The sequence below is a fragment of the Streptomyces sp. NPDC058373 genome (assembly GCF_042723275.1).
Lineage (GTDB): Bacteria > Actinomycetota > Actinomycetes > Streptomycetales > Streptomycetaceae > Streptomyces.
Genome location: NZ_JBHXJE010000017.1, coordinates 57,779 through 83,724, shown reverse-complemented (window position 1 = coordinate 83,724; position 25,946 = coordinate 57,779). Strand labels below are relative to the sequence as shown.

Annotated in this window: 19 protein-coding genes and 2 pseudogenes; 5 read left to right on the top strand and 16 right to left on the bottom strand. The window is 74.2% G+C overall.

What is annotated here, in order from left to right; all coding sequences use genetic code 11:
* The first annotated feature begins 3 nt into the window (after positions 1–3).
* From ACFWMZ_RS13270 to ACFWMZ_RS13260, 3 genes are read left to right on the top strand one after another with little or no spacing between them, the layout of a single operon-like run.
* Positions 4–540: a hypothetical protein gene (locus ACFWMZ_RS13270; protein WP_383182256.1), complete on the top strand. Its 537-nt coding sequence runs from the start codon at positions 4–6 to the stop codon at positions 538–540.
* Entirely contained in the window at positions 537–1,055 is a 519-nt protein-coding gene (locus ACFWMZ_RS13265; protein WP_383201456.1) for a ferritin-like domain-containing protein, read from the top strand. The genes ACFWMZ_RS13270 and ACFWMZ_RS13265 overlap by 4 nt, the downstream gene beginning before the upstream one ends.
* A gap of 24 nt (positions 1,056–1,079) precedes the next feature.
* Positions 1,080–1,970, top strand: a complete 891-nt coding sequence (locus ACFWMZ_RS13260; protein ID WP_383201453.1) for an aminoglycoside phosphotransferase family protein — start codon at positions 1,080–1,082, stop codon at positions 1,968–1,970.
* Between the two features lie 729 nt (positions 1,971–2,699).
* Here ACFWMZ_RS13260 and ACFWMZ_RS13255 read toward each other — a convergent pair.
* The 11 genes from ACFWMZ_RS13255 to ACFWMZ_RS13205 all read right to left on the bottom strand — a co-directional run bounded on the left by ACFWMZ_RS13255 (position 2,700) and on the right by ACFWMZ_RS13205 (position 18,528).
* The gene (locus ACFWMZ_RS13255) at positions 2,700–4,394 is read right to left on the bottom strand and encodes a proline--tRNA ligase (RefSeq protein WP_383182262.1); all 1,695 of its coding nucleotides are present in this window, start codon (positions 4,392–4,394) and stop codon (positions 2,700–2,702) included.
* An 84-nt stretch (positions 4,395–4,478) separates the two neighbouring features.
* A complete protein-coding gene (locus ACFWMZ_RS13250; RefSeq protein WP_383182264.1) occupies positions 4,479–5,048 on the bottom strand; it encodes a GNAT family N-acetyltransferase in 570 nt (189 codons plus the stop codon).
* Between the two features lie 54 nt (positions 5,049–5,102).
* Positions 5,103–5,468 (bottom strand): hypothetical protein, encoded by a 366-nt coding sequence (locus tag ACFWMZ_RS13245; RefSeq protein WP_383201450.1) that lies wholly within the window; start codon positions 5,466–5,468, stop codon positions 5,103–5,105.
* A gap of 46 nt (positions 5,469–5,514) precedes the next feature.
* Positions 5,515–6,360 carry a GNAT family N-acetyltransferase gene (locus tag ACFWMZ_RS13240; protein ID WP_383182267.1) on the bottom strand — a complete coding sequence of 282 codons (846 nt, stop codon included), beginning with the start codon at positions 6,358–6,360 and terminating at the stop codon, positions 5,515–5,517.
* A gap of 291 nt (positions 6,361–6,651) precedes the next feature.
* The gene (gene ispG / locus ACFWMZ_RS13235) at positions 6,652–7,806 is read right to left on the bottom strand and encodes a flavodoxin-dependent (E)-4-hydroxy-3-methylbut-2-enyl-diphosphate synthase (protein WP_383182269.1); all 1,155 of its coding nucleotides are present in this window, start codon (positions 7,804–7,806) and stop codon (positions 6,652–6,654) included.
* A 355-nt stretch (positions 7,807–8,161) separates the two neighbouring features.
* Positions 8,162–9,463 carry a M50 family metallopeptidase gene (locus ACFWMZ_RS13230; RefSeq protein WP_383201447.1) on the bottom strand — a complete coding sequence of 434 codons (1,302 nt, stop codon included), beginning with the start codon at positions 9,461–9,463 and terminating at the stop codon, positions 8,162–8,164.
* Complete coding sequence (gene dxr, locus ACFWMZ_RS13225) at positions 9,460–10,719, bottom strand: 1-deoxy-D-xylulose-5-phosphate reductoisomerase (protein ID WP_383182273.1); 1,260 nt, start codon at positions 10,717–10,719, stop codon at positions 9,460–9,462. The genes ACFWMZ_RS13230 and dxr overlap by 4 nt, the downstream gene beginning before the upstream one ends.
* Positions 10,720–11,007: 288 nt before the next feature.
* On the bottom strand, positions 11,008–12,345 hold the full coding sequence (locus ACFWMZ_RS13220) for an ROK family protein (RefSeq protein ID WP_383201444.1): 1,338 nt from the start codon (positions 12,343–12,345) through the stop codon (positions 11,008–11,010).
* A gap of 155 nt (positions 12,346–12,500) precedes the next feature.
* Complete coding sequence (locus tag ACFWMZ_RS13215; protein WP_383182277.1) at positions 12,501–13,946, bottom strand: aldehyde dehydrogenase family protein; 1,446 nt, start codon at positions 13,944–13,946, stop codon at positions 12,501–12,503.
* Between the two features lie 397 nt (positions 13,947–14,343).
* Positions 14,344–16,077, bottom strand: coding sequence for a PucR family transcriptional regulator (locus tag ACFWMZ_RS13210; RefSeq protein WP_383182279.1), 1,734 nt, complete (start codon positions 16,075–16,077; stop codon positions 14,344–14,346).
* Between the two features lie 204 nt (positions 16,078–16,281).
* Entirely contained in the window at positions 16,282–18,528 is a 2,247-nt protein-coding gene (locus ACFWMZ_RS13205) for an ATP-binding protein (protein WP_383182281.1), read from the bottom strand.
* A 432-nt stretch (positions 18,529–18,960) separates the two neighbouring features.
* Here ACFWMZ_RS13205 and gabT point away from each other — a divergent pair, with 432 nt between their 5' ends.
* Positions 18,961–20,292, top strand: a complete 1,332-nt coding sequence (gabT, locus tag ACFWMZ_RS13200) for a 4-aminobutyrate--2-oxoglutarate transaminase (protein ID WP_383201440.1) — start codon at positions 18,961–18,963, stop codon at positions 20,290–20,292.
* Positions 20,293–20,842: 550 nt separating this feature from the next.
* Entirely contained in the window at positions 20,843–21,448 is a 606-nt protein-coding gene (locus ACFWMZ_RS13195; RefSeq protein ID WP_383180749.1) for a phosphatase PAP2 family protein, read from the top strand.
* 202 nt (positions 21,449–21,650) lie between these two features.
* On the opposite strand, the pseudogene ACFWMZ_RS13190 reads toward ACFWMZ_RS13195, so the two are convergent.
* The 5 genes and pseudogenes from ACFWMZ_RS13190 to ACFWMZ_RS13170 form a co-directional block, all read right to left on the bottom strand.
* Positions 21,651–22,019, bottom strand: a pseudogene (locus ACFWMZ_RS13190) (chitinase); the annotation flags it as partial.
* Positions 22,020–22,028: 9 nt separating this feature from the next.
* Positions 22,029–22,843 (bottom strand): IS5 family transposase gene (locus ACFWMZ_RS13185; protein ID WP_383201437.1). Its coding sequence is split into 2 segments (ribosomal slippage): positions 22,029–22,489 and positions 22,489–22,843, totalling 816 coding nucleotides; the frame shifts between segments, so codons are not numbered across the junction.
* A 70-nt stretch (positions 22,844–22,913) separates the two neighbouring features.
* Positions 22,914–23,307 (bottom strand): annotated as a pseudogene (locus ACFWMZ_RS13180) (glycosyl hydrolase family 18 protein); the annotation flags it as partial.
* Positions 23,308–23,622: 315 nt separating this feature from the next.
* Positions 23,623–24,081 carry a hypothetical protein gene (locus ACFWMZ_RS13175; RefSeq protein ID WP_383201435.1) on the bottom strand — a complete coding sequence of 153 codons (459 nt, stop codon included), beginning with the start codon at positions 24,079–24,081 and terminating at the stop codon, positions 23,623–23,625.
* 346 nt (positions 24,082–24,427) lie between these two features.
* Positions 24,428–25,849 (bottom strand): NAD(P)/FAD-dependent oxidoreductase, encoded by a 1,422-nt coding sequence (locus ACFWMZ_RS13170; RefSeq protein WP_383201432.1) that lies wholly within the window; start codon positions 25,847–25,849, stop codon positions 24,428–24,430.
* Positions 25,850–25,946: the final 97 nt, after the last annotated feature.

Genomic DNA, 25,946 nt, shown 5'->3' with positions numbered 1-25,946 from the left:
GCCGTGCCGCTCACCCCACCCCTCCCCCGGCCCGCCCGGGGGCCGCGCCGCAGGAGTCTGCTGACCGGCGCGGCCTGCGCCGCGATGCTCACCGGCTGCACCGCCGACCCGGCTACGGGCGGCGGGGCTGCGGAGCGTGCGAGGACGGCCGCGGCGCCCCGTCTGCTGGCCGCGGCGCGGGCCGGCAGCGAGCGGCTGCTCGCCCGGTACGACGCGGTCACCGCCGCCCACCCGGAGCTCGCGGCGCGCCTGGCGCCGTTGCGCGAGCAGGTCGCGATGCACCGGGACGCGTTCACGTCGGGGCCCGCGGAGGAGGTCCCGCCGAACGCCGCGCCGCCCGCCCCGGCGCCGCCCGCCACGCCGCACGCCGCGGCGGACCCGGACGCCGCGCTGCGCGGCCTCGCCGAGGCGGAGCGGGAGCTCGCGGCGCGGCGGAGCAAGGACCTGCTCGACGCACCGGGCGAACTGGCCCGGCTGCTGGCCTCCGCGGCGGCGGCCGGGGCGGCCCACGCCTATCTGCTGACGGAGGGGAAGAAATGACGACGCGTACGCCGCAGGGTGTGCCGAACGGGGAGCAGGACGACCGGGCGGACCAGGGCGACGGGAGCGCCGAGCTGCGCGCGGTGCAGGCGGCGCTGCGCGCCGAGCACGCCGCGGTCTACGGCTACGGCGTGGTGGGCGGCAGGATCGCCGACGAACGGCGCGCGGAGGCCCGTACGGCGCACGACGCGCACCGGGCACGCCGCGACGTGTGGCAGCGCATGGCGCGCGATCTGGGCGGTGCCCCGCAGGCCGCGGCGGCCGGGTACGCGCTGCCCTTCGCCGTCGCCGACAGCGACGCCGCGGTACGGCTGGCGGCGGAGCTGGAGGAGCGGTCGGCGGCCGTCTACGCCGATCTGGTGCGGGCCGGCGAGGGCGGGCGGCGCGCGGCCGCCGCCGAGGCCCTGCGGGAGGCGGCGGTCCGCGCCGTGCGCTGGCGCGGCGGCAGCGTAGCCTTCCCTGGGCTCACGGAGCGCTCGGCCGAACCGGGCGCCCCCGTGGCACCGCAGACCTGATTGCTGGAAGGAGCCGTACCCGCGATGGCGTTCGAACCTCCGGAGCGCCTTGCCCGGGCTCTCACCGACTCCCCCGACCACGGCGACGCCGCGTGGCGGGAGCGGCTGCCGGGCCTCGTCGAGGAGGCGCTGGGCGCCTGCGGGGCCGCACCGGAGCGGGTGCACGCCCCGGGCGGGCGCAGCAGCGTCGTGGTGCTGGTGCGGCTCGCGGAGGGGGACCCGGCGGTGTTGAAGCTGGCCCCGGCGTCGGCCGCGCCGGACGCGGAGGCGCTCGCGCTGGAGCGATGGGACGGGTGGGGCGCGTGCCGCCTGCTCGGTCGCCCGGCGCCGGGGGCGCTGCTGCTGGAGCGGCTGAGGCCCGACGTGTCGCTGCGGTCGCTGGCGCAGGCGAAGGCGCTCCTGGAGGCGGCCGACACCCTGCGCAAGCTCTGGGTCGAGGCTCCTGCCGGGGGCGGTCTCCCGACGGTGGCGGAGCGCACCGCGGGGCAGGCGGCGTCGCTGGACGAGGCGCCCGACGTGTACCGCCCGCTGGTCGACGCCGCCCTCGCCGCGCGCTCGGAGCTGCTGGCGGACGCGCCGGAGGAGCTGCTGCTGCACGGGGCGTACGGGCAGGGCAAGGTGCTGGCGGGCGACCGCGCCCCATGGCTGGCGGTCGGGCCGTCCCCGGTCACCGGCGAGCGGGCCTACGACCTGGCGCGGCTCGGCCTGGACCGGGTGGAGGACCTGGTCGGTGCCGACACGGGCGGCTCGACGTCGCGGCGGCGCCTGGCACGGCTCGCCGACTCCCTGGACGTGGACCGGGAGCGGCTGCGGTCGTGGACGGTGTTCCGCGCCGTCTACGGGGGGATGGCGGCGCTGCGGCGGGGGCGTCGGCCGATGGGCGAGGCTTTGCTGGAGTATGCGGGGTGGCTTTAGGGGCGGAGGCTTTCGGGGCTGCTGAGGGGCTGTGCTCGGGGGGTGGGGTGCGGCTTGGGGGTGGCTCGTCTGCCGGACGTGGGTGGGCGAGACAGCGGGGCGGGGTGGCGGAGCGCGGGGACGGAGCGGTTGGAGGGCGGGGAGCGGTGGTGCGCCAGGCACGGGCGGTAAGGGGTTGTTCCTTGCCCGAAGGCCCTTACAGGGCCGCCTCGTGGAAGTCGCGCGTCGGGGCTGTGCCGCGCCGACGGGGCGCGCGACGGGGCCCTCGCGCCGACGGGGGGTGCGCACCGCTGCGGGGGGGCAAGGCTTCGCCAGGGGCGATGGCGGCGTTCGCGGTGTGGGCGGACTGCCCGACGGTAAGGGGCTGCTCCGCTCCGTAGACCCCTACAAGCGCCCCGTAGACCCCTACAAGCGGTTCCGTGCGGGAACCGTGGCACGCGCAGCGCCCGGCACTGACGGGGCGCGCGACGGGGCGGCGCCGTGCCGGCCACGGGTGCTCCGCCCAGCACGGACTGGCAAGCGTGGCGTAGCGAGCGTGGCGTAGGTGGACCCGTCCAGGGCGGTAAGGGGCTCCCCCGCCCCGTAGACCCGTACAAGAGGCCCCGTCCCCCACGCCCCGCTGTGGTCACCCCGTGCAGCCGCGGCCCGTCGGCGTACGCGGCGGCCCCCGCGCCGCCGGGCGACGGTGCGCCGGGGTGCGGGGGCCGGGGAGCCGTGTGAGGGCGGGGCTCAGGCAGTGAGGCGGGCGATGGCCTCGTCGACCGGGAGCTCCTCGCGTTCGCCGGTGCGGCGGTCCTTCAGCTCCACGATGCCGTCGGCGCTGCGCCGTCCGGCGACGAGGATCTTCGGGACGCCGATGAGTTCGGCGTCGGTGAACTTCACGCCGGGCGACACCCCGGCGCGGTCGTCCACGAGGACGCGGGCGCCGGCCGCGTTCAGCTTCTCGGCGACCTCCAGGGCGAGCTCCGTCTGGAGCGCCTTGCCCGCGGCGACCACGTGCACGTCGGCGGGGGCCACCTCGGCGGGCCAGCACAGCCCTTGGCCGTCGGCGGTCTGCTCGGCGAGGGCGGCCACGGCGCGGGAGACGCCGATGCCGTAGGAGCCCATCGTCACGCGGACCGGCTTGCCCTGCTGGCCGAGGACGTCGAGCTGGAAGGTGTCCGCGTACTTGCGGCCCAGCTGGAAGATGTGGCCGATCTCGATGGCGCGGTCCAGCTTGAGCCCGGTGCCGCAGTTGGGGCAGGGGTCGCCCTCCTCGACGACGACCACGTCGAGGTAGTCGTCGACCTCGAAGTCGCGTCCGGCGACGACGTTGCGGGCGTGCTTGCCATCCTCGTTGGCGCCGGTGACCCAGGCGGTGCCGGGGGCGACGCGCGGGTCGGCGATGTACCGCACCTTGTCGAGGCCCTGCGGCCCCACGTAGCCGCGTACCAGGTCGGGGCGGCCCTCGAAGTCCTCGGCGGTGACGAGTTCCACCTCGGCCGGGGCGAGGTGCTCGCCGAGCTTGCCCAGGTCGACGTCGCGGTGGCCGGGGACGCCGACGGCGACGATCTCCCCGTCGACCTTGACCAGGAGGTTCTTCAGCGTCGCGGAGGCGGGCACACCGAGGTGGGCGGCGAGCGTCTCGATGGTCGGGGTGTCGGGCGTGTCCAGCACCTCGACCGGGCCGTGCGCCGCGCCGTCGACCGGGGCGAGGGCGAAGGTGACGGCCTCGGTGTTGGCGGCGTAGGAGCAGTTCGGGCAGTCGGCGAAGGTGTCCTCACCGGCGGGCGCGGGGGCCAGGAACTCCTCGGAGGCGGAGCCGCCCATGGCGCCGGAGACGGCGGAGACGATGCGGTAGTCCAGGCCGAGGCGCGCGAAGATCTTCTGGTACGCGGCACGGTGGAGCTGGTACGACTCCTCCAGGCCCTCGTCGGTGGTGTCGAACGAGTACGAGTCCTTCATCTGGAACTCGCGGCCCCGCAGGACGCCGGAGCGCGGGCGGGCCTCGTCGCGGTACTTGGTCTGGATCTGGTAGAGCATCACCGGCAGGTCCTTGTAGGACGTGCACTGGTCCTTGACGACCTGGGTGAAGATCTCCTCGTGGGTGGGGCCGAGCAGGTAGTCGGCGCCCTTGCGGTCCTTGAGGCGGAAGAGCAGGTCGCCGTACTCCTCCCAGCGGCCGGACGCCTCGTAGGGCTCCTTGGGCAGCAGGGCGGGCAGGAGGACTTCCTGGGCGCCGATGGCGTCCATCTCCTCGCGGACGATGAGGGAGATGTTGTCGAGGACCTTCTTGCCGAGCGGCAGCCACGACCAGATGCCCGCGGCGGTGCGGCGCACGTAGCCGGCGCGGACCAGCAGCTTGTGGCTGATCGTCTCGGCGTCGGCCGGGTCGTCACGCAGTGTCTTGACCATCAACCGGGACATGCGCTGGACCTGGGCCATGATGAACTCCTGGAGGGAAAGAGTGACTCGTCCAGGAGGTTAGCCCCGGGCGTGGGGCTGGCGGAAATCGGTTCTCCGCGGCGGTCAGCTCCGCGGCAGGGGCAGCGGGGCGCCCATGACCGCGTAGGGGCGCGGTGCGCTGGGGAAAAGGACCTGCCGGGCGAGGTCGGTGTAGCCCAGTGAGCGGTACAGGCGGCGGGCCGGGCTGTCGGTGTCGATGGCGGAGAGGATCGAGCGGGGCAGCCCGCAGGTGTCGGTGAGCGCCGTGATGAGGCCCCGTCCGGCGCCCCGGCCCTGGTACGTGGGGTGGACGTGCAGCTCGGTGATGACGAACGAGCCGTCGAGCCAGTCGTCGTTGCCCTGGGCGCGCAGGTGGGACTCGACGACGGTGGACCACCAGTGGCCCCGGTTGTTGGGCATGCCGTAGACGAATCCGGCCAGCCGCCCCGTAGGGGTGGTGGCGCCGAGGGCGCGGGCCCCGGGGCAGTCGAGGTGGCGCAGCACAATGTGGCGGCGCACCGCGACCTCCTCGGCGCCGAGGCCGAAGGCGACGGCCTGCACCTGGAGTGCCTCGTCCACGCGGGCGGCGAGGTCGAGGGGGCCGATCGTGAGGTGTTCCGGGTTCTGGGTCCGGTCCCCGGTGAGGCGCGCCATGGCGGCGACCCTACCCGTCGGCCGCGCGGCGCGGGGCGGGCCGCCGGCGGCGGGTCAGACGCCGCTCGCACGGGGCAGCCTCGGCACGCTGGTGATGAGCTTGCGAGTGTAAGGGTCACGGGGCGCGCCCAGTACTTGCGCGGTGTCGCCCTGCTCCACGACGCGGCCGCTGTCGAGGACGGCGGTGCGCTCGCAGAGGGTGGCGACGACGGAGAGGTCGTGGGAGACCATCGCGATGGTCAGGCCCTGCTCCTCCTTGAGCCGGGCCAGCAGGTCGACGACCTTGACCCGGGTGGTGACGTCGAGGGCGCTGACCGGTTCGTCGGCCAGCAGGACGCGCGGGGAGCAGACGGTCGCGCGGGCGATGGCGATCCGCTGGCGGAGCCCGCTACGGGGCGCGCGACCAGGCGTTTCTCGCATCGGGGCGCGCGCCGTGCGGGGCGCTGCGCGCGTCCCGTACGGCGGATCAGAAGAGGACGCTCATGAACTCCCCGACCTCTTCGAAGCCGACCCGTTGGTACGAGGCGCGGGCCGGCTTGTTGAAGTCGTTGACGTAGAGGCTGACGACGGGGGCCACGTCGGCGAGGGCGTAGCGGAGCACCGCGGCCATGCCCGCGACGGAGAGGCCGCGCCCCCGGTACTCCGGGGCCACCCAGACACCCTGGATCTGGCAGACCTGCGGCGTGGCCGCGCCGATCTCCGCCTTGAAGACGACCTGGCCGTCCTCGATGCGGGCGAACGCCCGGCCCGACCCCACCAGCTCGGCCACCCGCGCCTGGTAGAGCAGTCCGCCGTCACCGGCGAGCGGCGATACGCCGACCTCCTCGGTGAACATGGCCACGCAGGCGGGCATGATCGTCTCCATCTCGTTCTTGCGAACGCGACGGACGTACGGGTCGGGCTCGACCCCGTCGGGCATGCGGTCGGCGACCATGAGCGGCTGGTGGGCGCGGACCTCACGGGCGGGCCCCCAGCTCGGTTCGAGCAGGCGCCAGAGCTGCGCGGTGGGGCCCGCGGGGCCCACGATGGAGGAGCAGCGCCGCCCCGAGCGGCGGGCCCGGTCGGCGAACCCCCGTACGGCGGCGGGCGTGGCGGAGATCGGCACCAGGTTGGCCCCGGCGTAGCAGAGGGAGCGGAGCATGCCGTCCTCGTACCAGCCCCACATCTCGCCGCCCAGGCGCCAAGGGTCGAGCCCGGCGACCTGTACGCGGGCGCTGACGAAGGCATTGGCGACGGGCTCGCGGTCGAGTATCGCGAGCGCGGCGTCGAGGTCGCTCGGTTCGAGGACCCTGGTGGTGGTCTGCGTCAGCACGGGAAGGGACCTCATCATGCGGGGGTACTGATTCTTCGCACTGTACCCGGCCCCGCGCGCGGCCGCCGCGTGCCCCGGCCCGGCCCCGTACTGGGCGCGCGGCGCGGGACGTCGCGGCACGCCGCGCCGTCGCCACGGCGCCGTGCGGGGCCCGCGGCGTACGGGGCATAACCGCAGGTCGCCCGCCCCGTACGGGGCGGGCGGCGGGGCGCGGCGCACAGCTCCGGGCGGGGCGTGCGACGGGACCGACGGGGCGGCCTCGCGCGGCCGCGCCGAGGTGGGCCGGCCGGGTCAGCTCACGGAGACCGAGGGCTCGCCCGAGGCGATGCCGTCCTTCTCCATCTGCTCGGCGATCTTCATCGCCTCGTCGATGAGGGTCTCCACGATCTTCGACTCGGGCACGGTCTTGATGACCTCGCCCTTGACGAAGATCTGCCCCTTGCCGTTGCCGGAGGCGACGCCGAGGTCGGCCTCGCGCGCCTCGCCGGGGCCGTTGACCACGCAGCCCATGACGGCGACGCGGAGGGGCACCTCCATGCCTTCGAGGCCTGCGGTGACCTCCTCGGCGAGCTTGTAGACGTCGACCTGGGCGCGCCCGCACGAGGGGCAGGAGACGATCTCCAGGCGGCGGGGCTTGAGGTTGAGGGACTCCAGGATCTGGAGGCCGACCTTGACCTCCTCGGCCGGGGGCGCCGAGAGGGAGACCCGGATGGTGTCGCCGATGCCCTCGCTGAGCAGCGCGCCGAAGGCGACCGCCGACTTGATGGTGCCCTGGAACGCCGGACCGGCCTCGGTGACACCCAGGTGCAGGGGGTAGTCGCTGGCGGCGGCGAGCTGCCGGTAGGCGTTGACCATGACGACGGGGTCGTTGTGCTTCACCGAGATCTTGATGTCGTGGAACCCGTGCTCCTCGAAGAGCGACGCCTCCCACAGGGCCGACTCGACCAGCGCCTCCGGCGTGGCCTTGCCGTACTTCTGGAGCAGGCGCTTGTCGAGGGAGCCCGCGTTCACGCCGATCCGGATGGGCGTACGGGTCTCGGAGGCCGCCTTGGCGATCTCGCGCACCTTGTCGTCGAACTGCTTGATGTTGCCCGGGTTGACCCGGACCGCGGCGCAGCCCGCGTCGATCGCGGCGAAGACGTACTTCGGCTGGAAGTGGATGTCGGCGATCACCGGGATCTGCGACTTCTTCGCGATCACGGCGAGCGCGTCGGCGTCGTCCTGGGTCGGGCAGGCGACCCGGACGATCTGGCAGCCGGAGGCGGTGAGCTCGGCGATCTGCTGGAGCGTCGCCCCGATGTCGGAGGTACGGGTGGTCGTCATGGACTGGACCGAAACCGGCGCGTCCCCACCGACCGCCACCGACCCGACCTGGATCTGCCGACTCTTCCTGCGCTCGGCGAGCAGGGTCGGAACGGACGGCATTCCCAGTGAAATCGCAGTCATCTGCAGTGCAACCCCAAGATGTGGATCGTGGTCCCGAGATCGGCGGGCTCCGACGACCGAGATTACGGCACGGGCCCGGCCCCCGGCACATCCGTCCCGGGCCCGCCCCCAGCGCGCCGGGGCTTGAGAGGCCCGGGGGACGCCTGTCACCGCACGGTACGGACGGGGTAGCCCTGCCCGGCCCGGGTCTTCGGACGGCCGTTCACAGTTCGGCCACAGATTCGGGGAGCGCGGCCGACCGGGTCACCGCGACCGGGCCGCCGGCAGCCCGCGACGGTACCGCGAGAACGGGGCATCCCCCGACCGACGCGGGCGCCTTGGCGCACGCCCCGGCCAGGGGACCGACCCGCCGCGGTCAGGAGATGCGTACCGGATTCACCAGGTCGGCCACGAGGACGAGCAGGGTGAAGCAGATGAACAGGCCTGCCACCACGTAGGCGACCGGCATCAGTCTGGCCACGTCGAACGGCCCGGGATCCGGACGGCGCATGACCCGGGCGCCCCGGCGGCGTACCGATTCCCAGAGGGCGCCGGCGATGTGGCCGCCGTCCAGGGGAAGCAGCGGCAGCATGTTGAAGAGGAAGAGCGACAGGTTGAAACCGGCCAGCAGGAACAGCATCATCGCAACCTGGTTCTGCGCCGGTACGTCGAGGTTCATCACCTCGCCGCCGATGCGGGCTGCTCCGACCACGCCGACGGGTGAGTCGTCCGCGCGCTCCCCGCCGTCGAAGGCGGCGTCCCAGAGGGCCGGGACCTTGGAGGGCAGGGCGATGATCGACTCGACGCCGTTCTCCAGCATGTCGCCCATGCGGCCGACCGAGTCCACGAAGCCGAGCGGCTGGATCTCGGTCTGCGCGGCGAACCCGAGGTAGCCCGCACGGACCCACTGGTCGTTGATCACCTCGCCGTCGGCGTCCTTCTTGGCGACGCGGTTCTCGATGAGGGTGGCGTCGAGCTGCATCCGCTCGCCGTCGCGCTCGACGGTGAGGGAGGCGGGGCCGGTGGTCCGGCGGATGTGCTCGGAGAGCGTCGCCCAGTCGCTCACCGGGGTGCCGTCGAAGGCGACGATCTTGTCGCCCTCCTGGAGCCCGGCCGCCTTGGCGGGCGAGACGGGGTCGCCCTGGCGGCAGGTGTCGCGCTTCTCGCTCTGCGCGATGACGCACTGCTGGACGCCGCCGACCGTGGTCGTCTGGGTGGCGAAGCCGAAGCTCATCGCCACGCCGAGGAAGATCGCCACCGCCAGGATCAGGTTCATGAACGGCCCGGCGAACATCACGATCACGCGCTTCCACGGCTTGCGCGTGTAGAACAGCCGCGACTCGTCGCCGGGCTGGAGCTCCTCGAACGCCGCCGACCGCGCGTCCTCGATCATCCCGCGCCACGGCGAGGTCGACCGGGCCTCGATCCGGCCGTCGGCGCCCGGCGGGAACATGCCGATCATCCGGATGTAGCCGCCCAGCGGGATGGCCTTGATGCCGTACTCCGTCTCGCCCTTGCGGCGGGAGAAGATGGTCGGCCCGAAGCCGACCATGTACTGCGGCACCCGGATGCCGAAGAGCTTCGCCGTCGACAGGTGCCCCAGCTCGTGCCACGCGATGGAGAACAGCAGGCCGAACGCGAAGACCACGATGCCGAGGAACGTCAACAAGATCGTCATGCGCGAGCCTCCGCTGCGAGTTCCCGGGCCCGGGCGCGCGCCCAGGTCTCCGCTTCCAGGACGTCCGGGACCGTCAGAGAGGTTCCCGTCCCGGGAACACCGTGCTCGGTCACCACGCGGGTGACCGTGTCCATGATGGCGTTGAAGGGCAGCCGGTCCGCGAGGAACGCCTCGACGCACTCCTCGTTGGCGGCGTTGAAGACGGCGGGGGCGGTTCCGCCGAGCGTCCCGACGTGGCGGGCGAGGCCGACCGACGGGAACGCCTCGGCGTCGAGCGGGAAGAACTCCCAGGAGGAGGCCTTCGTCCAGTCGAAGGCCGGGGCGGCGTCCGGCACGCGTTCGGGCCAGCCCAGCCCGATGGCGATCGGGCCCCGCATGTCGGGCGGCGTGGCCTGCGCGAGGGTCGAGCCGTCGCTGAACTCCACCATCGAGTGAACGTACGACTGGGGGTGGACGACGACCTCGATCTGCTCGAACGGGATGTCGTACAGCAGGTGGGCCTCGATGACCTCCAGTCCCTTGTTGACGAGGGTCGCGGAGTTGACCGAGATGACCGGGCCCATCGCCCAGGTCGGGTGCGCCAGGGCCTCCTCGCGGGTGACACGCTCCAGTTCAGCGCGGGTACGGCCGCGGAAGGGGCCGCCCGAGGCGGTCACGACGAGGCGGCGTACGTCCGCGCGGCCGCCCGCCGCGAGCGCCTGGAAGAGCGCGGCGTGCTCCGAGTCGACGGGGATGATCTGCCCTGGCTTGGCCACCGCTTTCACCAGGGGGCCGCCGACGATCAGCGACTCCTTGTTGGCGAGGGCGAGGGTGCGGCCCGCCTCCAGCGCGGCGAGCGTCGGCGCGAGGCCGATGGAGCCCGTGATGCCGTTGAGCACCGTGTGGCAGGGCGACTGCGCCAGCTGGGTGGCGGCGTCGGGGCCCGCGAGGATCTCGGGCAGCGGCTCGGACGGGCCGTACCGGGCACGGAGCGCCTCACGCAGCGGCGCGGCCGCCTCCTCCCGTGCCACGGCCACCGCGGCGGGCCGCAGCCGGTACGCCTGGTCGGCGAGCAGGTCGACACGGCCGCCGGCCGCGGAGAGCGCCGTCACGCGGAACCGGTCCGGGTGACGGAGCACCAGGTCGATCGCCTGCGTGCCGATGGAACCGGTGGAGCCGAGGATCACGATGTCGCGCCGCCCGGCCGCGTCGTCGAAGACGAGGTGCGGATCGGCGAGCGGGGAGGGGCGTGCCGCGGTGGCTGGACTGTCGGTCATCCCCCCATTCTTGCGCCCCGTGCGCGGCGGGTGTGCAGGGCGTCCCCGGTGCGGCGCGGGGCGGGGTGCGCGGCGGGCGCGGAGGGGCGCGGGCGGGGCGGCTTGCGCCGGGGGCGGCGGGGTGGCGAGGCGCGCGGGGCGGTGCTCCGTGGGCTCGGGTACGGGCGTGGGGCGGGGCGCTTCCGCGCCGTACGGGGCGCTGCGGGGCGGGCCTCGTCCGCCCCGTGGCAGGGCCCGACGGGGCGCGCGGCGTCCGCCCCGTACGGGGCGCGCCACCTGTGGTTTCTGCTACGGGGCGGAGGGCGCGCCGGCGTAGGCCAGCGGGTCCGCGAGGATGCGGCGAAGGACCTGGCCCGCCGCGCCGCGCGCGGCGTCCCCGGCGGATGAGGCGGCTCGGAGCCGGCCGCTGCCCGCGCCCCAGAGGCCGGAGACGACGCGGCGCTCCAGCTCCCGTTCGGCCGCCGGGGCGAGCTGGTGTGCGAGCTCCCGGTAGAGGCCACCCAGGATCACGGTCTCCGGGTCGAGGAGGTTCACCGCGCCGGAGAGGGCGATCCCGAGCATGGTTCCGGCCTGCTCGATCGCCTGCCGGGCCCGCAGGGTCTCCGGCGCCCCGGGAGGCTCGGTGCCGCCCGCGCGGCGGGCCAGCTCGGCGACGCCCTCCCGCGCGGTCAGCCCGCCCGCGCGCAGCAAAGCGTCCTGGCCGGCGTACTGCTCCAGGCAGCCGCGTGAGCCGCAGCGGCAGTCGGGGCCGTTCGGGTCGACGACCAGGTGGCCGATCTCCCCGGCGAAGCCGTGTGCGCCCCGCAGCAGGTCACCGTCGAGGACGACGGCGCCGCCGACGCCGATGTCACCGCTGAGGTAGACGAAGGTGCGGGCGCCGCCCGGGGCCCCCGACCAGAGCTGGGCGAGTGCGGCGGAGTTGGCCTCGTTGTCGGAACTGACCGGGAGGGCCGCCCCGTCGGCGCGCAGGGCCTCGGCGAACAGGTCCTCCGCGGGCACGGCGTTCCAGCCGAGGTTCGGCGCCTGTCGGACGACGCCTTCGGCGACGAGGCCGGGGAGGGCGAGGTCGACCCCGGCGGGCGCCAGTCCTTCCCGCGCGGCCACGCGCAGGGCCCGCCCCGTGAGCAGGGCGGCGTCCCGCAGTACGGCGCGCGGGCCGGCCCCGGCGTGCCGCCCCGGTTCGGTGAGGCGCAGGCGCTCCGCGCCGCCGAGGTCGACGAGGCAGACGGTGAGCGCGTCGACGTCGATACTGACGCCCAGTCCGGCGTGGCCGGTCCGGGCCATGGTCAGGGCGGTGCCCGGGCGCCCCGCCTGCCCGCTGAACGTCTTGCCCGACTCGGCGACGAACCCCGCCGCCATCAACTGCTCCACGAGGGAGGAGACAGCCGCCCGGGTCAGCCCGAGCCGCTCGGCCACCGCGGCGCGGGTGATCTCCGCCTCGTCGTGCACGGCGCGCGCGACGCGGCTCAGGTTGAGCCTGCGGACACCGGGCGCGTCAGTACGGCCGGGGCGCCGCGCCGCGGGCGCGCCGGTCTGCGCCGCGGCCTCGCCGCGTGCGGCGCGGGGCGCGCTCGCGCCGGGGCGCCGGGGCGCGGCGCGGTGGGCCGGGGGCGGTTTCTGCGTCATGGTGTGCGGCAGCCTACGGGGGCGGTCCGCGGCGGGGCAGGGCGGCGTAGGCGACCGACGTAGCGGCCGGGACGAGCGACGGGACGGCTCCACCGAACGCCGTGCGGGGCCGGGCGCACCGTGGCGTCCGGCCCCGCACGGGGCGGTCGGGCTGCTCAGAGATCGAGTCCGGTGAGCACCATGACGCGCTCGTAGGTGTAGTCGTCCATGGCGTAGGCCACGCCTTCCCGGCCGACGCCGGACTCCTTCACCCCGCCGTACGGCATCTGGTCCGCGCGGTAGGACGGCACGTCGCCGATGATGACGCCGCCCACCTCGAGCGTCCGGTGGGCCCGGAAGGCGGCCTGGAGGTCGTGGGTGAAGACGCCCGCCTGGAGGCCGTACTTGGAGTCGTTGACGGCGGCGAAGGCAGCTTCCTCGCCGTCGGCGCGCTGCACCGAGAGCACGGGGCCGAACGCCTCCTCACAGGAGAGGGTGGTGTCCTCGGGCAGGTCGGCCAGGACCGTCGGGGCGTACGTGGCGCCGTCGCGCGTACCGCCGGTGAGCAGCGTGGCGCCGTCCTTGACCGCCTCGTCGACCCAGGCCTCGAGGCGCTGCGCGGCGGCCTCGCTGACCAGGGGGCCGACGTCGGTGGACGGGTCGGACGGGTCGCCGGTGACCTGAGCCTCCACCGCGGCGACGATCTTCGGGACGAGGCGCTCGTACAGCGACGCGTCGGCGATGACGCGCTGCACGGAGATGCAGGACTGGCCACCCTGGTAGTTGGCGAAGGTGGCGATGCGGGAGGCCGCCCAGTCGAGGTCCTCGTCGGAGGCGTAGTCGCCGAGGACGACCGCCGCGCCGTTGCCGCCCAGTTCGAGGGTGCAGTGCTTGCGGGGCACCGACTCCAGGATGGAGAAGCCGACGGGCCCGGAACCGGTGAACGAGATCACCGGCAGCCGCTCGTCCTGGACGAGGGCGGGCATCCGGTCGTTGGGCACGGTCAGGACCGACCAGGAGCCGACGGGCAGGTCGGTCTCGGCCAGCAGCTCGCCGAGGACCAGCGAGGAGAGGGGCGTGGCCGGGGCGGGCTTGAGGATGATCGGCGCGCCCACCGCGATGGCGGGGGCCACCTTGTGCGCGCTCAGGTTGAGCGGGAAGTTGAACGGCGCGATGCCCAGCACGGCACCGCGGGGGAAGCGCCGGGTCAGCGCCAGCCGCCCCGTGCCGCCCGCGTCCGTGTCGAGGCGCTGCGCGTCGCCGCCGTTGAACCGCCGGGCCTCCTCGGTGGCGAAGCGGAAGACGGAGATGGCACGGCCGACCTCGCCCCGCGCCCACTTGATGGGCTTGCCGTTCTCGGCGGAGATGAGCTGCGCGATCTCCTCGGTGCGCTCGACGAGGCGGCGGGCGACGTGGTCCAGCGCGGCGGCGCGTACGTGCGCCGGCGTCGCGGCGAACTCCTCGCGGACCGCGTGGGCGGCGGCGACGGCCTCTTCCACCTGCTCCTCGGTCGGCACGGCGACCGTGCCGACGAGCCGGCCGTCCCAGGGGTTGGTCACGTCGAAGGTGGTGTCGCCGGCGGCCTGGCGGCCGGCGAGCCAGAAGGCGTGAGGGGAAGTCATCAGATTTCCGGCCCTTCCGCAGTCGGTGGGTGGTTCAGGCCCGTTCCGGTGGACGACCGGTGCGGTACGGCGCGCGGCCCGGCGTGGCGCCGCACACCCGGAACGGTGGCAAAACGGTGTCTGAGCCCACCGTAGGGGCCCCGGTGCGCAGCGTCGTTTGTCCGGCGCGGATGAGTCGCGGGCGGTGCCACTCCGGAATGGCAGTGCGGGGCTCGTCGGGGCGAGGCCACGGCGCGCCGTGGCGGGCGCGGCGTGGCGGGCGCGGCGTGGCGGGCGCGGCGTGGCGGGGCGTGGCGGGGCGAGGCGGGGCGCGCAGGCACGGGGCGGTACGGGGCCCTCCGCGCGGGATGTCGCCGCGCCCCGGGGGTGCCGTGGGAACGGAGCGGGGAGCGCCCCGCTACTCCGTGCCGCTGGTGGCCTTCAGGGCGAGCCACAGCTCCATACGGACGTCCGGGTCGTCCAGCGATCGGCCGAGGATCTCCTCCACCCGGCGCATGCGGTACCGCAACGTGTGCCGGTGCACGCCGAGCTCGGCCGCGGCCGCGTCCCACTGGCCGTGGCGGGAGAGCCACGCGCGCAGCGAGGCGACGAGGTCACCGCGCCCCGTCGCGTCGTGCTCGTGCAGGGCGCGGAGGAGACCGTCGGCGAAGGCGCGGACGGCGTCGTCGGCGAGCAGCTGGACCACCGAGCCGGTGGCCACGTCCTCGTGCTCCACCAGGGCCCGGCCACGGCGGCGGGCCACGGAGAGCGCCTGCTCGGCCTGCCGGTAGGCGGTGGCGGCCGCGATCGGCCCGGCCGGAGCGGAGAGGCCCATGACCGGTTCGTCGGCGCCTCCCGCCGGCGCCTGCCCGGTGGTGCGGGCCTGGTCCAGGGCCTCGGCGTATGCCACGCTGGCCCGCGCCGCGGCGCCGCCGTCCGCGGTCAGCAGGACGAGCCGCTCGCCGTCCGGGACGACGAGGAGCGCCTCGCCCGCGCGCGCCGCCGCGGCCTCGACGTGTTCGGCCAGGGCGGCGAGGGAGCCGACCGGGGGCTCGCCCGTACGCACCGGCGCCGAGACGGCGCGCTCCCCCGCCACGGGGCGGGGCACGTCGGCGGTGCGCGCCGCGCCGGACGGGGCGGCGGGGCCGCCGCGGGGCGGGAGCGCTCCGTGCGGCGTGGTGCGGCCGTCGGCGTGGGCGCGGGCGGCGCTGGCGGAGACCGCCTCGGCGATGATCAGCCGGTACGGGGCGTCGAGGAGGTCCCCGTAGAGGCCGCCCGCCGCGGTCCTGGCGTGTTCCGGCTCGCCCGCGAGGAGCATGCGGAGCACGGCCGCGCCGACGCGCTGCTCGGCGTCGTGGAGCGAGCGGGAGCGCTCGGTGGTGAGGGTCAGCAGGGCGATGGCGGAGTGCACCGCGTACCGCTCCGCCGTGCCCAGCGGCGCCCCGGTGCCGACGGCGAGCGCGGCGCGCGGGCGCCGGGAGGTCCCCAGCGTGTGCAGCTCGACCCGGTCCGCTTCGCCCCCGACGACGAGACTCGCGGGCGGCGTCCGCGCGTGCAGGCGCTCCACCTCGGGGGTGAGCCGCGCGGCTCGGCGGGCCGCCCAGTCGGGGGCGGAGGCGGCGACGGCGCCGGTGGCGTCGTAGAGCGCGGCCCAGCCGTCGACCTGCCCCGCGAGGGCCGCGAGGAGTCCGGCGGGTCCGTCACTGAGGGCCTGCTTGGTGAGGTCGCGCTGGGCGGCGAACCCCGCCGTGACGGCCTGGTACTGCTCGGCGGAGATCGCCGCGGAGACAGCCTTGCTGATCGCGAGGAAGGGGGTGCGCCGCGGCACCTCCAGGAGCGGCAGGCCCTCGTCGGCCGCGGCGTTCACCAGGGCGTCGGGGATCGTGTCGTAGTGGACGCCGACGGCGAAGCCGAGCCCGGCGACCCCGGCCTGGCCGAGCCGCTTCACGTACCGGCGCATCGCCTCGGCGTCCTCGGCGTCCAGCTTGAGCGCCGTGATGAGCAGCAGCTCCCCGCCCTCCATGTACGGCACCGGGTCGGCCAGCTCGCTCGCGTGCGCCCAGCGCACCGGGGTGGCGAGGCGCGCCTCGCCCGCGCGCACCGTCAGCTTGAGGGCGGAGTGATGGACGAGGGAGGCGAGCGTGGGAGGCATATGTCCTTCTGGTGACGGCTGGGCCGACGAGGGACCGGGGAGATCTTGGACGCGGCGTATGAAGCGCCGCCTTCGATTCTGCCTCACCGTAGAAGCGGGCCCCGCCGCGTCGCCCCCTTCGGCTCCCAGCAGAAGCGCCCCGCAAGGCGCGGTCCGCCTCGCGGCGTACGGGGCGTGCGGGGCGCGACGCGGCGCCCCGCCGGCTCACTTCCGCAGGTCGACGAGGAGTGGCGGCGCGTACTCCCCTCGTACGTTCGTCAGGGACAGGACAGCGTGGCCGGGGGGCACGGCGTGCGCCAGTTCGGAGGCGGACCAGCGTTCGCGCTCGACTTGGCGCACCGTCACGGACTGCGCGGTGGGTGCCTTGCCGGTGATGGCGCGCCGAATGAAGTGGGCGGCCTTGGTCAGGGGTTCGTCGGCGACGATCTGGCGGTCGGTGACGTCGCGGGCCTCCGTCCACTCCTTGCCCCAGACCTCGGCGAAGTCCTGCCCGTCCCAGGGCGTGAGCCCGGAGAGGGCGACGCGGCAGCCGACGGCGCCCAGCAACGGGCCGCGCAGCGTACGGGGCACCTCCTCCAGGGTGCGTAGCGTCAGTACCGCGCCGGCGTTGGCCGAGCGCAGGCGCTGCAGGCTGCGTACCGTCTGCGGCGTCACGGCGCCGGTGGCGTCGTCCAGGACCAGGCAAGCGAAGAGTGAACGGTCCTCGCGCGCCGCCACGCTCTCCGTGAACTGGGCGAGGACGAGGCGCGCCAGGATGCGCGACGCGTCGGCGTGGCCCCGCTCGGGCAGGTCGATGCGGACCCGCACCGGGTGGTCCACGGCGCGCAGCGAGAACGGCCGGGTCCGGCCGCTGGTGTCGAAGAACGTCGCGAAGGCGGGGCGGTCCAGCAGCGCGATGCGGTCGGCGAGGACCGGGCCGGGGTCGTGTGGGCTGCCGGCCTGGCGCGCCCGGGCGTCCAGCTCGCGGACCATGGTGGTGTCGCCGAGATCCTCCAGGTCCTTGCGGAGGGCGGTCAGGGTGGCGGGGGCTCCGTCGAGAAGTTCCCGCAGTTCCGGGACGGACGGGAAACGGCCGTGGACGGTGGCGAAGGGGCCGATCAGCTGGGCGAGCACGGTGGTCGAGCGCCGGGTGTCGCCGCCCGTGTGCGGGTCGGCGAGGTCGCCCACGAGGGCTTCGGCGAGGACGGCGGCGGCTTCGTCGGGGTCGGACGCGCCTCCGTAGAGGTCGAGGTCGTAGGCGGAGTCCGGATGACCGGGCCGGACCACGACGTCGTACTGCTCGGCCGAGCCCGCGCCGGGCGAGCCCGCCGCGGAGACGACAACGACAGCGGCGCGGCCGGCCAGCGCCAGCAGGCAGAGGTTCTCCACGACGGGCCGCACGAGGCGCACCGACTTGCCCGCCCCCACGGGGCCCACGGCCAGCAAGGACGTGCCGAGCAGTTCGGGGCCGAGGGCCAGTCCGGCGCCGCGGAAGGCGTACGGGTTGCGTGGCGTGTCGCCGACCTCTCCGACGCGGACCTGGCCGGTGACGAGGTCGTGCTCGGCGGAGCGGCCGGGGAGGTCCCGGGCTCCGGACGGGTGGGGGCAGGCCCCCGCCCCTTCGGCCAGGACGGCGCGGGTGAACTCCTCACGGGAGCGGCGGCCTGCCCGGACCGCCTGCCACGCGCGGGTGATGCGGGCGTGGTCCACGTCGCGCATACCGCCGGACCCGGTCTCCGCGGCGAGGCGGTCCGCCGCGTCGGGGGCCCCGCCTGCGCGGAGCTGGGGCCACTGCGCGGGATCCTCCTCGGGGGCCGGCGGCGTCGACGGGGCGGCCGGTACGGCACGGCGCCAGGCGGGGAGGCCGTACCGGCGCCACACCTCGCCCCAGCGGCCCAGGCGGGCGACGACGGTGAGGATGCCGAAGACGATGAGGCCGTAGTAGGCGTAGTACACGACGACGGTGAGGAAGCCCTGGTCGAAGCGCCAGGAATCGGGCGTGATCAGCACCAGCGGGAGGAGCCACCAGGTTCCGAGGTAGCCGTTCCACAACAGCGACCAGACCAGCCAGCCGACGAGGAAGGCGATGAGCGCCCCGCTGACCAGTTGGCGTCCCGGGGTGGGCTCCGGCTCCTCGTCGGGGCGGGGGGTGTGCCCGTACCGCCAGATCCCCGGGCCCGCGGCGGGCCGCTCGGTCCGCAGCCAGGCGACGAAGGAGGCTCCGTCGGGCGGCGAGGCGCCGGGCGGGGCGCCCGCGGGACGGGGCGGTACCAGGTCGGGGGCGGTGGCCGGACGGGGCGGCGGGCCGGGTCGGTCGCGGGGGTCCGCGGACGCGCCTCCGTCGCGCGGAGCGGGCGGGACGGGCGGGGTCGGCGAGGTGGCCGGAGGCGGTACGGAGGGAGGGGGCCCCGGGGGGCGCGGCGGAGGCGGCCCCTGAGCGTCGCGCGTCTCGTACCTGCCGTCGTTGTCCATCCGTCCTGCCCCCTGGCCTGCCGGTCCGTCAGTCCCGGTCGCCAATCTACTGCCCCGACGCCCCGTGGCCCCGTACTGCGCGGGCGACCTGCGGAAACGTGGGCGGGGCGGGGCTGCGTACGGGGCCTTCGCGGGGCGGGACGGGGCGGGACCGGGCGGTGCGGGGCGCGCGACGTGGCGGGGGGCGGGGCCCGCGTCGAGGACGGTAGGGAGCGGGGCGCGCGCCGACTGCCCCGAGAGGTGTCGGGGCGTCCTCGTCCACCGGACGCCCCGCGCCACTGTCCTGGGCGGACAACGACACGCCTGCACTTCTCCTGATCGGAGCATGCCCCCGCCCGGTGCGCAGCCCTAGCCTGCGAACAAAGCCATCGAAAGCTTCGGAATCCAGACCCCGCGCTGACTTCGGAAGCGTCCGACCCTCCAGGAGCCCTTATGAGCACCCTCCCGCAGGAGCGCCGCGTCGTCACTGCCATCCCCGGTCCGAAGTCGCAGGAGCTTCAGGCGCGGCGTACCGCCTCCGTCGCCGCGGGCGTGGGGTCGGTGATGCCCGTCTTCGCAGCCCGCGCCGACGGCGGCATCGTCGAGGACGTCGACGGCAACCGGTTCATCGACTTCGGTTCCGGCATCGCCGTGACCACGGTGGGCGCCTCGGCCGAGGCCGTGGTCCGCCGCGCGTCGGCGCAGCTCGCCGACTTCACCCACACGTGTTTCATGGTGACCCCCTACGAGGGTTACGTGGAGGTGGCCGAGCAGCTCGCCGAGCTGATCCCCGGCGACCACGCCAAGAAGTCGGCGCTGTTCAACTCCGGCGCCGAGGCGGTGGAGAACGCGGTGAAGATCGCCCGCGCCTACACCAAGCGCACCGCGGTCGTCGTCTTCGACCACGGCTACCACGGCCGCACCAACCTCACCATGGCGCTGACCTCGAAGAACATGCCGTACAAGCAGGGCTTCGGACCGTTCGCCCCGGATGTGTACCGAGTACCGGTCGCCTACGGCTACCGGTGGCCGACCGGCGCCGAGAACGCTGGGGCCGAGGCCTCCGCGCAGGCCATCGAGCAGATCGACAAGCAGGTCGGCGCGGAGAACGTCGCGGCGATCATCATCGAGCCGGTGCTCGGCGAGGGCGGGTTCATCGAGCCGGCCAAGGGCTTCCTGCCGGCCATCCGGCAGTACGCGTCCGACAACGGCATCGTCTTCGTCGCCGACGAGATCCAGTCCGGCTTCTGCCGCACCGGCCAGTGGTTCGCCTGCGAGGACGAGGGCATCGTCCCCGACCTCATCACCACCGCCAAGGGCATCGCCGGCGGCCTGCCGCTCTCCGCCGTGACGGGGCGCGCGGAGATCATGGACGCCGCGCACTCAGGCGGCCTGGGCGGCACCTACGGCGGCAACCCGGTGGCCTGCGCCGGTGCGCTCGGCGCCATCGAGACCATGCGCGAGCTGGACCTCAACGCCAAGGCGCAGCGCATCGAGGCGATCATGAAGCCGCGGCTGACGGCCATGCAGGAGAAGTTCGACATCATCGGCGACGTCCGGGGCCGCGGCGCCATGATCGCCATCGAGCTGGTCAAGTCCGGCACGAAGGAGCCGAACCCGGAGGTCACCGCGAAGATCGCGAAGGCCTGCCACGCGGAGGGCGTCCTCGTCCTGACCACCGGCACCTATGGCAACGTCGTGCGGTTCCTCCCCCCGCTGGTGATCGGCGAGGACCTCCTCACGGACGGCCTGGACGTCCTGGAGGCGGCGTTCGCCGCCCTCTGATCGCGACGCGGGGGCAGTGCGGGGCACCTGCTCCGCACCAGCACGTTGATGGCCGCGGCGAACGCCCCACCACTCCCGCCCTGTCCCCGCCCCGTACGCCCCGCGCGCCGCGCGCCCGGCATGGCGACGGGGCGCCGACGGGGCGGAACGAGGCGCCGCGTCACGGCCCGCGGCCGGCCCCGCACGCGGAGCCTGTGAAGAAGGTGTGCGAGGGCGATGTCGGCCGGGGATTGCCTCTGTCGGCTGCCGGGCAGCTGCCGTAGGTTGAGCACAGATGAGAGAAACACCCCGCCCGCAGGGCTCTGTGGGCGGCTCCGGGACGGGGCGCGTTCAGCACCGTCCTGACCGTGCCTTCGCGCACACCGGGGTCTCGCGCTCCGGAACTCCTCATGGATCGGACCGCCGCCCGCCCCACACCCCCCGGGGCGCGCGGCCCACCGGTCTGGTCGGCCGGCCCGGAACCTCCCCCCCTGTTCCGGGCCGGCCGACTCCTCCTCTCCCTCCCCCACCGCGCTTCCGGTTCACGGCCTGGGCGACTCCCGCCGTCTGCGTGGTGTTCTTCGCGCTCTGCACGTGGCAGGTGGTCACTCGCGGCCCGCTGCTGTCCGCCGACGAACGGCTGGGACGGAGCATCCGGGGCGGCTCGTTCCCCGAGGGCCTGGCCGAGTTCTTCGCCGACGCCGGGGGCATGCTCGTGGGGCCGGTACTGCTGGGAGCGCTGATCGTGCTGCTCCGGCTGTGGGCGAGACGAGGCGGCGCCGCTCCGTACCGGTGGGCGTTGCCCGTGGCGACCGGGCTCGCGATGGCCCTCGTACCGCCGCTGGTGAGCCTGGCCAAGGTGCTGACGGACCGTCCGGGGCCGCCCGCCATGGGCGGAACCGGCTTCTTCCCCTCGGGGCACGCGGCCACGGCCTGCGTCGCGTTCGGGGCGTGCGTCCTGCTGCTGCGGGGTGCCGTGGCCTCGGTGCGCCTGTGGTGGTCTCTCGTCGCCGCTTGCGCGGTGTTCAACGGCGCCGTCGGCTACGGCTTGGTCCGCCAGGGGTACCACTGGCCGCTGGACGTCGCGGCCAGCTGGGCGCTCGGGGTGTTCCTGCTGTGGGGCGCTGCCGCCTCGGCTCGGATACTGCTCCGGCGGCGGGGCGCGAACGTGGCGTGACGCTGTTCTGCGGAGCGCGGGGCGGCGTGGACCGGCGGGGCCGGGCCCTTCGCCGCCCGCTGCGGGGCGCGCCCCGTCACGCCCCGCAGCGCACGAGAAACCGCAGGTCGCCCGCCCCGTAGGGCGCCCCGCGCGGCGCCCTACGGGGCGACTGGAGCCAAGCCCGCAGAACCCCGCGGCGCCCCTGCGAAGCAGTCCGGCCTCAGCGGAAGTACCGGTCGAAGGTGGCCGAGAACTCGTCCCCGTTGTAACGGTCCCAGTTGATGGACCAGGCCATCAGGCCACGCAGCGCGGGCCACGTGCCGTGCGGCGTGTACGTGTCGCATCGCGAGCCCTCGGTGAGGCAGTCGAGGGCCTTCTCCACCTCGGCGGGCGCCACGTGCCCGTTGCCCGCCTGGGACGAGGCGGGCATGCCGATCGCCACCTGCTCCGGCCGGAGCGCGGGGAACATCTTGTCCGCGTCGCCCGCCTCGGGGAACCCGGTGAGCAGCATGTCCGTCATGGCGACGTGGAAGTCCGCCCAGCCCATCGTGTGGTGCTGGCCGTCCAGTCCCATGATCGGGCCCGAGTTTTAGAACTCCTAACGGAATGACTTCAGGCGTCGCCAGCAGATGAGTGCGCATCCGAGCGTGAGGAAGGCTTCGTGGATGTCGTCGCGGATCTCCCAGCGGATGCGCAGGCGGCGGAACCAGTGCAGGTGGGCGAAGGCGCGCTCTACGACCCAGCGCTGGGTGCCCAGACCGGAGCCGTGCTCGGTGCCGCGCCGAGCGATCACCGGCTTCACGCCGAGGTCCCAGACCAGGCGGCGGTACTTGTCGTGGTCGTAGCCGCGGTCACCCAGCACCACCTCCGGGCGGCGCCGGGGCCGGCCGCGCTTGCCCCGCACCGGCGGCACGGCCTGCAGCAGCGGGATGAGCTGGGTGACGTCGTTGCGGTTACCGCCGGTCAAGGTGGCGGCGAGCGGTATGCCGGTGGCGTCGGTGATCAGGTGGTGTTTGCTGCCCGCCCTGCCCCGGTCGACGGGACTTCGTCCTGTCTTGGACCCCCTTTTAACGCGCGGATGTGGGAGCCGTCGACCGCCGCTCGGGAAAAGTCCAGGGCGTTCGCGCTCCGCAGTTCGGCCAGGAGGACCTCGTGCAGCCGGGGCCACACTCCGGCCTCGGTCCACTCCGCCAGCCGGCGCCAGCAGGTCATGCCCGACCCGAAGCCGAGTTCCTGCGGCAGGTGCTCCCAGGCGATGCCGGTGTGCAGCACGAACAGGATGCCCTGGAACACCAACCGGTCCGGATGCCGCTTGCGCCCCGGATGCCGGACCCGGCGTTCGACCCTGGGCAACAGCGGCTCGATCAGCGCCCACAGCTCATCGTCGACGTCCCACGGCTTCGGACGCGCCACCGCACACCTCCAGATCAACACTCCCGGAGCGATCCAACCACCTCGAAGATCATTCCGTTAGGAGTTCTTAGTCCTGGACGTGCAGCAGGGTGATGTCGTCGCGGAGAGCGTGGATGACGGGCAGGTAGGCGCCGGCTCGGGGGGTCTTGGCCGCCCCAGGGCCCGGAACCGTAGTACCGGTGCCCCAGTTGGACGAAGAAGGCCTCCGGAGCCATGGTGAGCGTGAAGTCGTCGCCGTAACGGTCCTTCAAAGTCCGCAGAGCGGAGATGAGGTGGACGATCACCGGGGTGGTCGGGTTTCTGAAGTCGGTGTCGCCGTCGTCCAGGGAGAGGGAGTGGCCCTCGAAGTCGATGTCCAGGCCGTCGAGGCCGTAGGTGTCGATGATGGAGCTGACGGACTCGACGAAGGTGTCCCGGGCCTGCTGCGTGGTGAGCCGCACCTGCCCGTTCTGGCCGCCGATCGCGGCGGCCGCGACGACAGCGGCTGCCGCGCCACGGACGCGGCCACGCCGCGAGGGACGGGGTGACCGGGACGAGACGGTTCGACGGTTCACGGCATTCTCCGGATGTGGGGTGAGGAGGGAGCGGCGCGTGACGGTACGACAACTTGGCGCCAATTTGGTCCAGACCAATACGGTTGCCAAGACCTCTGACAGCCGCACAGCACCCAGGGCGAGCGACGCGGAGCGAAGCATCGGACCCCACGGGAGGCCAGGCGTCCCGGACGCCCACGCCCCGAAATCGCACCGCCCAGACCCTTCCGACGCACTGATGACCTCTCACTCCCCGCCGCGCCGCCCCTCCCCCACCACGGCTTCGTGCATGGCGAGCTCCAGGAGCCCTGGATCGTTGAGCGTGCCGGAACCGTCCGGCCGTACCAGCCAGCGCACCACCCCGGCGGCCCGCCCCGGATGCGGTACGACGATCCACGTACCACGCCCCACAGCCCGGACGCCCGTGCCCAGCCACCGGGACGCGGTCCCCGGCGGCACGAAGAACCCGAGCCGTTCCCCTCCGGACCCGGCGAGTACGGGACCTGACCTTCCGGCGCAGCGGCTGAGGACGTCGAGGGTGGGGTGGCCCAGTCCCCCGGGAAGGATCAGCACGTCCCAGAGCGCGCCCGCGGGCAGCAGGACCATGCCGTGCGGGCCCCGTTCCCACTGCCGGCGGCAAGCGGCCGCGTCCGGCGCGGCCGACAGCAGCCAGTCGACAGCCGCCTTGGTCTGGAATGCCGTCATGGCTCTCCCTCTCTCACTGTTGGACGTTCCGTCATCAGTGGAGAGCTGTTCGCGCCCCGCGCATTACGCGTATTCGGGGCGCCATTCTCAGTGAGGCGGCTCACATGAACTGGGGGGAGGAGCGCTACGTGGATGCACGGAGCGGGCACCGCGACACGGAGCGGGCACCGCGACACGGGGCGGGCACCGCGACACGGGGCGACGCCGAGCAGGGGCGGTAAGGGCTACGCCGCAACGCAGCCCCCTACGGACCAGGCAGGTAAGTAAGGCCTACGTCGCGACGCCGCCGCCTACGCACACCGCGCGATCGTCACGCCCCGCGGTCGGCGTCGCGGCCGCCTTCGTTTCAGCTGTCGAACCCCATCCCCATCCGGTCCATGGCCCGCAGCCAGAGATTGCGGTGCCCGCCCCGCTCGTCGGCGCGAGCCAGCGACCACTTGGTCAGCGCCACTCCGGTCCAGGCGAAGGGCTCGGGCGGGAACGGAAGCGGCTTGGTGCGGACCATATCCAGGGTGGTCCGTTCGGTCTCCTCGCCGCTCAGCAGGTCCAGCATCACGTCGGCCCCGAAGCGGGTCGCCCCGACACCGAGCCCCGTGTACCCCGCCGCGTACGCGACGCGCCCGCCGTGCGCCGTGCCGAAGAAGGCGGAGAAGCGTGAGCAGGTGTCGATGGCGCCGCCCCAGGCGTGGGTGAAGCGGACGCCTTCCAACTGCGGGAAGCACCGGAAGAAGTGGTCGGCCAGGCGGTCGAAGGTCTCCGGCCGCTGGTCGAGGACGGCGCTGACCTTCCCGCCGTACGGGTAGATCGCGTCGTAGCCGCCCCAGAGGATGCGGTTGTCCGAGGAGAGCCGGAAGTAGTGGAACTGGTTGGCGCTGTCGCCGAGGCCCTGGCGGTTGTGCCAGCCGATGGCGGCGAGCTGTTCGGCGCTGAGCGGCTCGGTCATCAGCGCGTAGTCGTAGACCGGCACGGTGAGGGGGCGGGTGCGGCGGACGAGGGAGGGGAAGACGTTGGTGCCGAGGGCGACCTGGGCGCACCGCACGGTGCCGCCCCGCAGCGTGCGCACCGTCATCCCGGCGCCGCCGCGCGAGAGCGACGTGGCGGGCGTGTTCTCGTGAATCCGTACGCCGAGTGACATGCAGGCGGCCTTGAGGCCCCAGGCGAGCTTCGCCGGGTCGACGAGGGCCACGCCGTCGCGGTCCCAGAGCCCGCCGAGGAAGGTCGGCGAGTCGACCTCGGCGCGCAGCGCGTCCGCGTCGAGCAGTTCGGAGCCCGCGGCGAGGCCCGCGTCGTCCATCTCCTCGTACAGCTCGCGCAGCTCCGCCACGTGATGCGGCTGGGTGGCGACCGAGATCTCCCCGGTGCGTTCGAAATCGCAGTCGATGCCGTACTGGTGGACGGCGGACTCGATGGCGTCGAGGTTGCGGGCGCCGAGCTCTTCGAGGAGCCGCATCTCGCCGGGCCAGCGGGAGAGGCCGTTGGCGACGCCGTGGGTGAGGGAGGCGGCGCAGAACCCGCCGTTGCGGCCTGACGCCGCCCAGCCGATCTCGCGGCCCTCCAGGAGGAGCACGTCGCGGCCGGGGTCGCGTTCCTTGGCGAGGAGTGCCGTCCACAGCCCGCTGTAGCCGCCGCCCACGACCAGGAGGTCGCAGCCCGCGTCACCGGTGAGGCCGGGCTCGGGGGCGGGGCGCCCCGGATCGTCGAGCCAGTAGGGGACGGGCGAAGCGTCCGACAGAGCGGCGGACCTGCTGGTCATGGCGCGTGCGGCCATGATGTCAACTCCCTTGCGATGTATGCGCGGTACGAGGTGACGCCGCGGAGCGCCCCTTACCGCGCGACGTGCGCCGCACCGTACGGGGCGCTCCGCG

Excerpts from the sequence above, each read along its gene's own strand:
- ACFWMZ_RS13230 (WP_383201447.1), bottom strand. The coding sequence starts at position 9,463 with ATGACGATCTTGTTGACGTTCCTCGGCATCGTGGTCTTCGCGTTCGGC.
- dxr (WP_383182273.1), bottom strand. The coding sequence starts at position 10,719 with ATGACCGACAGTCCAGCCACCGCGGCACGCCCCTCCCCGCTCGCCGAT.
- ACFWMZ_RS13245 (WP_383201450.1), bottom strand. The coding sequence starts at position 5,468 with ATGCGAGAAACGCCTGGTCGCGCGCCCCGTAGCGGGCTCCGCCAGCGG.
- ACFWMZ_RS13205 (WP_383182281.1), bottom strand. The coding sequence starts at position 18,528 with ATGGACAACGACGGCAGGTACGAGACGCGCGACGCTCAGGGGCCGCCT.
- ACFWMZ_RS13265 (WP_383201456.1), top strand. The coding sequence starts at position 537 with ATGACGACGCGTACGCCGCAGGGTGTGCCGAACGGGGAGCAGGACGAC.
- ACFWMZ_RS13255 (WP_383182262.1), bottom strand. The coding sequence starts at position 4,394 with ATGGCCCAGGTCCAGCGCATGTCCCGGTTGATGGTCAAGACACTGCGT.
- ACFWMZ_RS13250 (WP_383182264.1), bottom strand. The coding sequence starts at position 5,048 with ATGGCGCGCCTCACCGGGGACCGGACCCAGAACCCGGAACACCTCACG.
- ispG (WP_383182269.1), bottom strand. The coding sequence starts at position 7,806 with ATGACTGCGATTTCACTGGGAATGCCGTCCGTTCCGACCCTGCTCGCC.
- ACFWMZ_RS13175 (WP_383201435.1), bottom strand. The coding sequence starts at position 24,081 with ATGACGGCATTCCAGACCAAGGCGGCTGTCGACTGGCTGCTGTCGGCC.
- ACFWMZ_RS13215 (WP_383182277.1), bottom strand. The coding sequence starts at position 13,946 with ATGACTTCCCCTCACGCCTTCTGGCTCGCCGGCCGCCAGGCCGCCGGC.
- gabT (WP_383201440.1), top strand. The coding sequence starts at position 18,961 with ATGAGCACCCTCCCGCAGGAGCGCCGCGTCGTCACTGCCATCCCCGGT.
- ACFWMZ_RS13170 (WP_383201432.1), bottom strand. The coding sequence starts at position 25,849 with ATGGCCGCACGCGCCATGACCAGCAGGTCCGCCGCTCTGTCGGACGCT.
- ACFWMZ_RS13220 (WP_383201444.1), bottom strand. The coding sequence starts at position 12,345 with ATGACGCAGAAACCGCCCCCGGCCCACCGCGCCGCGCCCCGGCGCCCC.
- ACFWMZ_RS13210 (WP_383182279.1), bottom strand. The coding sequence starts at position 16,077 with ATGCCTCCCACGCTCGCCTCCCTCGTCCATCACTCCGCCCTCAAGCTG.
- ACFWMZ_RS13260 (WP_383201453.1), top strand. The coding sequence starts at position 1,080 with ATGGCGTTCGAACCTCCGGAGCGCCTTGCCCGGGCTCTCACCGACTCC.